General features: G+C 43.1%; 7 protein-coding genes. 3 read left to right on the top strand and 4 right to left on the bottom strand.

The window, feature by feature from the left end:
- Window positions 1-30: 30 nt before the first annotated feature.
- Entirely contained in the window at window positions 31-1041 is a 1011-nt protein-coding gene (locus B4J23_RS08770) for a metallophosphoesterase (protein ID WP_291360040.1), read from the top strand.
- A gap of 23 nt (window positions 1042-1064) precedes the next feature.
- Here B4J23_RS08770 and B4J23_RS08775 read toward each other — a convergent pair whose 3' ends face one another.
- From B4J23_RS08775 to trhA, 3 genes are all read right to left on the bottom strand, one after another.
- The gene (locus B4J23_RS08775) at window positions 1065-1478 is read right to left on the bottom strand and encodes a hypothetical protein (protein WP_291360033.1); all 414 of its coding nucleotides are present in this window, start codon (window positions 1476-1478) and stop codon (window positions 1065-1067) included.
- 143 nt (window positions 1479-1621) lie between these two features.
- Window positions 1622-2938 carry an MFS transporter gene (locus tag B4J23_RS08780; protein ID WP_180003873.1) on the bottom strand — a complete coding sequence of 439 codons (1317 nt, stop codon included), beginning with the start codon at window positions 2936-2938 and terminating at the stop codon, window positions 1622-1624.
- Between the two features lie 142 nt (window positions 2939-3080).
- On the bottom strand, window positions 3081-3725 hold the full coding sequence (gene trhA, locus B4J23_RS08785) for a PAQR family membrane homeostasis protein TrhA (RefSeq protein WP_291360036.1): 645 nt from the start codon (window positions 3723-3725) through the stop codon (window positions 3081-3083).
- A 102-nt stretch (window positions 3726-3827) separates the two neighbouring features.
- On the opposite strand from trhA, the gene B4J23_RS08790 reads away from it, so the two are divergent.
- Both B4J23_RS08790 and B4J23_RS08795 read left to right on the top strand, forming a co-directional pair.
- Window positions 3828-5048 (top strand): class I SAM-dependent methyltransferase, encoded by a 1221-nt coding sequence (locus B4J23_RS08790; protein WP_180139741.1) that lies wholly within the window; start codon window positions 3828-3830, stop codon window positions 5046-5048.
- Window positions 5042-5479 carry a GNAT family N-acetyltransferase gene (locus B4J23_RS08795; protein WP_180012191.1) on the top strand — a complete coding sequence of 146 codons (438 nt, stop codon included), beginning with the start codon at window positions 5042-5044 and terminating at the stop codon, window positions 5477-5479. The genes B4J23_RS08790 and B4J23_RS08795 overlap by 7 nt, the downstream gene beginning before the upstream one ends.
- A gap of 53 nt (window positions 5480-5532) precedes the next feature.
- Here the strand turns inward: B4J23_RS08795 and B4J23_RS08800 are convergent, their stop codons facing one another.
- Window positions 5533-5886 (bottom strand): hypothetical protein, encoded by a 354-nt coding sequence (locus B4J23_RS08800; protein ID WP_034705429.1) that lies wholly within the window; start codon window positions 5884-5886, stop codon window positions 5533-5535.
- Window positions 5887-6048 lie beyond the last annotated feature (162 nt).

A 6048-nucleotide genomic window follows, 5' to 3' on the forward strand; every position in this document is an offset into this window, starting at 1 on the left:
ATCAGCTCCTCGACTCGACAAGGCAAATCTATGTGGGATACCAGTTCCGTACTTTTTTATTTTTATCTAGGCATGGCCATTCTTGCCGTTTGGGCAGTGTATCAGGCCTGGTCGAGTCAGTCGCGTACAGAAACCATTCATCCCTTTAAAGCATTTTGTCACCTGCTGGCTTTCTATCTGGCCTATTTGCTGATTCCGCTGGTGTTCTTCAGTATTTATGCAGGATGGATGGGCTACTATTCGATTCATGAGTCTATTTTTATTTTCGTGATTAGTGCCATACTCAGTTATGCACGGTTTATCGAGCCGCATTTGATTCGGGTTAAAACCACGCCTTATCAAATCAATCCTCAGCAGAAACTTAAAAAACCGGTACGGATTGCTTTGATTGCAGATTTACATATTGGCCTGTTTTCCGGACATGAACGCCAGTTAAGACAGATTGTACATAAGTTGAATCATCTGAAACCTGACTTGGTAGTGGTCGCAGGAGACTGGACTTATGAACCGGAAAATAAACTGGCACATGAGCTGGCGGTCTTAAAAGAAATTCATGCGCCGGTATATTCGGTGACAGGGAATCATGATGAACAGTATCCTGGCCCTCCGATTCAGGAATTGCTTCGTTATGCGCTGGAAGTGAATCAGGTTATGGACATTGAAGGGCAGATTGTCGAGTTTGATGAATTTCGTCTGCTCGGGGTAGGGGATTTGTGGGCTGGAAAAACCGATATGCGCGCAATGCCGGATCTGCCTCAAGACAAGCCTTGGGTGATTCTGTCGCATAATCCAGATACCGTGGATATGGTGCCGAAATTGCCAACACGACCATTGATGCTTTCTGGACATACGCATGGTGGGCAGGTCGAGTTACCCTGGCTGACGGATTATGTGATGAAAAAGGTTTCCATTCTGGGCCATAAAAAAGGCTTGTACCGGCATGAGCATGCAGATGTATTTGTGACCGTGGGAACGGGCATGGTAGGGGTACCATTTCGTTTTCGCGTACCACCAACCATTGATATTATCGAATTGGTCTAAAAAAACTGATTCATTCGCTGCTGTTAAAGCAGTAGCCAGAGCACAATAATAATCAGTAAAATAACGGCTGCGGTGATCCAGATTTTCTTTTCAATCTCACGGCCGGGCACACGTTTGCCGACTTGCTGTGCAGCCACCTCAGTATCTTTAGCGATGCTAAGGTTGGGATGATCTGGAACTTCCAAAGATGTAGTTACCACCGGAATATTTTCATCAGCATCATCAGTAAAGCGTGGGCCGATATTGCCTTTATTGTCTCGATTAAGCGCCAGATCATGCTCTCTGACAATTTCATCAATGACCTGTATCGCCTGTGATTCATCTAAAGCTGTATGCGTCCGGATATAGCGAATGGCGTCCAGTTTTTTATCATCCTCTACCAGAATCACAATATCTACCAGCTGTCCTTGAGTAAGTTGCTCAATAAGATCCTGCATTACTCTGCCTCATTCTTTGGCTTTATTTATTTGATTGTTCCCGAAATATCCGCAAAGAAGTAGCAAGTTTTTGTTGTGAAATCATAAAAAAAGCCAGCATATAATGCTGGCTTTGATTGAGATGACTTAATCTGTCAAGATCCTTAGATCTGATTGTTTACATCATCATTTTTAGTTTCACGGATCAGCAAGAATGCAAGCAATGACAGGATAGATGCTGCTGTGAGGTAATAACCTACTGCAGACAAGCCATAAGTTGTTGCCAGTTTTGTTGCAATCAATGGCGCGAAAGATGCACCAAAAATACCTGCCAGGTTAAAGGTCAGGGCAGAACCGGTATAACGTACTGAAGTCGGGAAGATTTCAGACAATACGGTACCAATCGGACCATAAGTCAGACCCATGATGGCCAAACCGATACATAAGAAGAAGAACACAACCAGTGTACTGCCTGATTCAAGCATATCGGCAAAGAAGATACCGAAAATAGCAGAGACTACACATACCGCGATTGAAGTTGTCTTACGACCAAATTTTTCCGCAAGTACCGCTGAAAGTGGAATGAACGCAGCAAAGCACAGAGTTGCAACTAATTGCAACTGAAGGAATTCTTCACGTGTATAGCCGAGCTGTTTGGTACCCCATTGCAATGCGAATACAGTGGTCAGGTAGAACACCACGAATGTACAGATCGCAGCGATGGTACCCAATACCAGCATTTTAGAATGCTTTTTGAATACTTCGAAGAAGGGTACATTCACTTCTTTCTGCTTTTTCAATACGTTCTGGAATGCAGGAGTTTCATGCAGTTTCAAACGAATCCATAGACCCATAATCACCAGTAGCGCACTAGAGATAAATGGAATACGCCAGCCCCATTGCATGAACTCTGCTTCAGACATGAATGCGCCAAGCGTCAAGAATGAGCCTGTTGCCAGAATGAAGCCAATTGGTGCACCAAGTTGCGGGAACATACCATACCAGGCACGTTTGCCTTCTGGCGCATTTTCAGTTGCCAATAGAACCGCACCTGACCATTCACCACCCAAACCAAGGCCTTGGCCTAAACGACAAAGAGCCAGCAATAATGGCGCAGCAATACCGATTTGTGCATAAGTTGGCAATAAACCAATGGCAACGGTAGAAAGGCCCATGGTCAACAAGGCCGCGACCAGTGTCGCTTTACGTCCGATCCGGTCTCCCAGATGACCAAAGAGTGCAGCACCGATTGGACGGGCAATAAAGGCAATCGCAAAGGTTGCCAGCGACTGAATAGTCGCAGTCATAGGATCTGTACTTGTAGGGAAGAACAGATAAGGGAAAATAATAACGGCAGCTGTGGCATAAATATAGAAATCGAAGAACTCGATTGTAGTGCCTACTAAACTTGCTGTTAAAACACGAAATTTTGAATTGGTTGCTGTAGTTTCTGTTACAGCGATAGAATCAGAAGACGCCATGAATAACCTTACACTTACTAAAAATAAAAAACTTAGTTTTAAAAGCGTAATCTTTTTAAAAAAGGCGTAATTTTTTAAAAAAACAACTGCAATCTTCTCGTTTCAACTCGCTCAGGGTCACTGAAATGGAGAAATGAGATGATTAAATCACGTAAAGATAGATAGACAGAAAATGTGATCCTGCGCCTATCAATACAAAAATGTGCCAGATAGCGTGGGTATATCTTACTCTTTTTAAAGCGTAAAACAATGCACCTACGGTGTATGCTAAGCCACCAATGATCAGAAAGGTTAAAGATTGAGCACTTAAGTACTGCTGCATATCGTCCATAACCAGTAGTGCCAGCCATCCCATGACCAGATAAGCGACTAAAGAAAGTTTCTGGAAACGGTTGATGAAAATGAACTTGAATAGTGTTCCCAGTACAGCAATCACCCATAAGGCAATCAGTAAATACTGGGCTTTGGCTGTTGGAATCGCAATCGATAGAAACGGGGTATAGGTACCTGCAATCAGGTAGTAAATTGCCGTATGATCAACTTTTTTGTAAAAATAGCGTCGGTCAGCAGCAGTAGACATATGGTAGAGCATCGAAGCGGAAAACAGCAGAATCATGCTGAAAGCATAGACCCAAAGGCCAATCCATTGTCCGGTACTCAAATAAGAGCCTTTAATAATCAATAAAATACCGGCAATTAAAGCCAGTGTAGCACCGAGGCCATGACTAATATAATTAATCCGTTCCTCATTGTGATCATAATCTGGAACTAGGGGAGCATTCTGCATGATTGTCATTCTTGTTTAAATATACACTTGTATAATAATTCAATTTTGCTTTTAAGTTAAGAACAATTAAACTTGAGCAGCAATTCATATCAGGTTTTTCTTATGTCGACATCGACTTCTCTCTCGGTTCAGGAACAACAGTTCTTGGAGGCTTTTCAGCAAGCCTTTGAAACTGATCATTTTGATCGTCTGATCTTAAGTCAGTATAAAGGTGAACTTGAACAATTGGAGAAAATGACCTTTAGAGTCATTTCGCTCAATGAACAGAAGGTTTTGAGCTGTGTCTATCGATACAAGACTCAGGATGTCACCAAAAACTATCCTTTGAATGAAGCCTTGACTCAAGTAACGGAATTATTGGCCTGTTGCAAGCAAGCTAACCTGTTTACCGATCAGGAAGAATTGCAGCTGAAGAAAAACAAGAAAAAGGCCATGCTGACACGAAGTAAAGCTAAACCTGCCTCTACAAAGACAAAAGCCGAGCAGGGCCATGACCGGGTTAAACAGCGTTATGTCGATCAGGACAGTGTATTCCTACAGCATTTAGGAATCACCGATCAGCAAGGCCAGATCATTCCGAGCATGGCGCGTAAGTGGAAACAGATTAATAAATTTGTCGAGATTTTCTCAGGCGCACTGGCTCAAATCCAGCCGCAGGAACAAGGATTACGTATCGTCGATTTCGGTTCAGGTAAGGGATATTTAACCTGTGCGCTATATGATTATATGCAAAAACATGGTCAGACGCCGTATGTCACCGGCGTAGAGCTGAATCCGAAAATGGTCGAGTTCTGTCAGAATGTCGCGCAGCAATCTGGTTTTAGCCAGCTGGATTTCTTCCAGGGCGATGTGCGTACCTATGAACCGGAACGTCTCGATGTGATGATCGCTCTGCATGCCTGTGATGTGGCGACCGATTTTGCAATCCATAGCGGTATTCGCTTGAATGCACAGATCATCATGTGTGCTCCATGCTGTCATAAAGAGTTAAGACCGCAATTACAGAGTCCGAAAGTGCTGTCACCAATGTTGCAGTTTGGCATCCATGCTGGGCAGCAAGCCGAAATGCTGACGGATACCATTCGTGCCTTATTGCTTAAGGCGTATGGGTATGAAACCAAGGTCTTTGAATTTGTGGCCCTAGAACACACCAGTAAAAATAAAATGATTCTGGCGACCAAACGGAAGGATTATGGACAGCCCGATCAGGCTGTTCTCGCCCAGATTCAGGCATTGAAAGAGATGTATGGGATTCAAAAACATTCACTGGAATTGTTATTGAATAACCAGTGGGATCAGCAGGGAATTGGTTCTAAATGCTAAACAATAAAAATCTTAAAATCATGTCAGGTAGCTGGGAGGAGTTAGCCCAAGATGCCAGAGTGATACGTGAAGCCGTTTTTATTCAGGAACAGCAAATTGCTCCCGAAGATGAATGGGATGCTGAGGATGCAATCTCTACGCATTTTGTAGCTTATTTACAGGATCAACCCGTTGCGACTGCACGCTTATTAAAGAATCATAGTATTGGTCGCGTAGCTGTATTGCAGTCGGCACGTGGTACGGGTATCGGCCAAAATATCATGCAGGCTGTGATTGATCAGGCCAAGACAGAGCAACGTGAATTCCTAAAGCTTTCTTCACAGGTACATGCGATTGGCTTTTATCAGAACTTGGGTTTTGACGTGCAGGGTGAAGAATATCTGGATTGTGGCATTCCACATATAGATATGTATCTCAGCTTAAAAGACTAAAAAATAAAAAAGCGAGGAAAACCTCGCTTTTTAAAATTTGATCTTGGAACTGCTTAGTGGCCATGAGTGGTATTTTCGTCATGGCTAGCATTGTCCATCTGTGCATGTTCTTCAGCAGACATATTGTGCTCTTCCACGCTCGTCTCATGAGTCTGATGAGATGAAGAGGTCGCCTGACGAGCTTCACGGTCAGCCTGTGCTTTGGCTAAAGCTTCTGGAGACATCGCAGGTGCATTCTTAAATGCATGCTGCTGGGTATTTTCTTTCTTTTGCTGGCTTGGCATGTAGTCTGGTTCATTACTGACCGCAAGCCAGAAAAACAACATGAATAATCCACCTAAAATACAGAAGATAATCAGTGCTTTCCAACCCCAAGGTGATTTTTCAGGTGAACTGTGATCAGTCATATGCATGTACCCATCGTGGATGTCTAACTCATGTAACTTTATAACATAAATTGCCTGGAAAGCAGATCAAAATGTGTCATTTAGAGAGAATATCAAACTTAGAAATTCTATGGCGTTGAAATAAAAAAAGAGGAGCTAAGCTCATTGCTGTCCCACAATTTT

This window comes from Acinetobacter sp. UBA3025 (assembly GCF_002367915.1).
Lineage (GTDB): Bacteria > Pseudomonadota > Gammaproteobacteria > Pseudomonadales > Moraxellaceae > Acinetobacter.

Bases quoted from the DNA above. Each gene is read 5' to 3' on its own strand.
- B4J23_RS08770 (WP_291360040.1), top strand. From the start codon at position 31: ATGTGGGATACCAGTTCCGTACTTTTTTATTTTTATCTAGGCATGGCC.
- B4J23_RS08790 (WP_180139741.1), top strand. From the start codon at position 3,828: ATGTCGACATCGACTTCTCTCTCGGTTCAGGAACAACAGTTCTTGGAG.
- B4J23_RS08795 (WP_180012191.1), top strand. From the start codon at position 5,042: ATGCTAAACAATAAAAATCTTAAAATCATGTCAGGTAGCTGGGAGGAG.
- B4J23_RS08800 (WP_034705429.1), bottom strand. From the start codon at position 5,886: ATGACTGATCACAGTTCACCTGAAAAATCACCTTGGGGTTGGAAAGCA.
- B4J23_RS08775 (WP_291360033.1), bottom strand. From the start codon at position 1,478: ATGCAGGATCTTATTGAGCAACTTACTCAAGGACAGCTGGTAGATATT.
- B4J23_RS08780 (WP_180003873.1), bottom strand. From the start codon at position 2,938: ATGGCGTCTTCTGATTCTATCGCTGTAACAGAAACTACAGCAACCAAT.
- trhA (WP_291360036.1), bottom strand. From the start codon at position 3,725: ATGCAGAATGCTCCCCTAGTTCCAGATTATGATCACAATGAGGAACGG.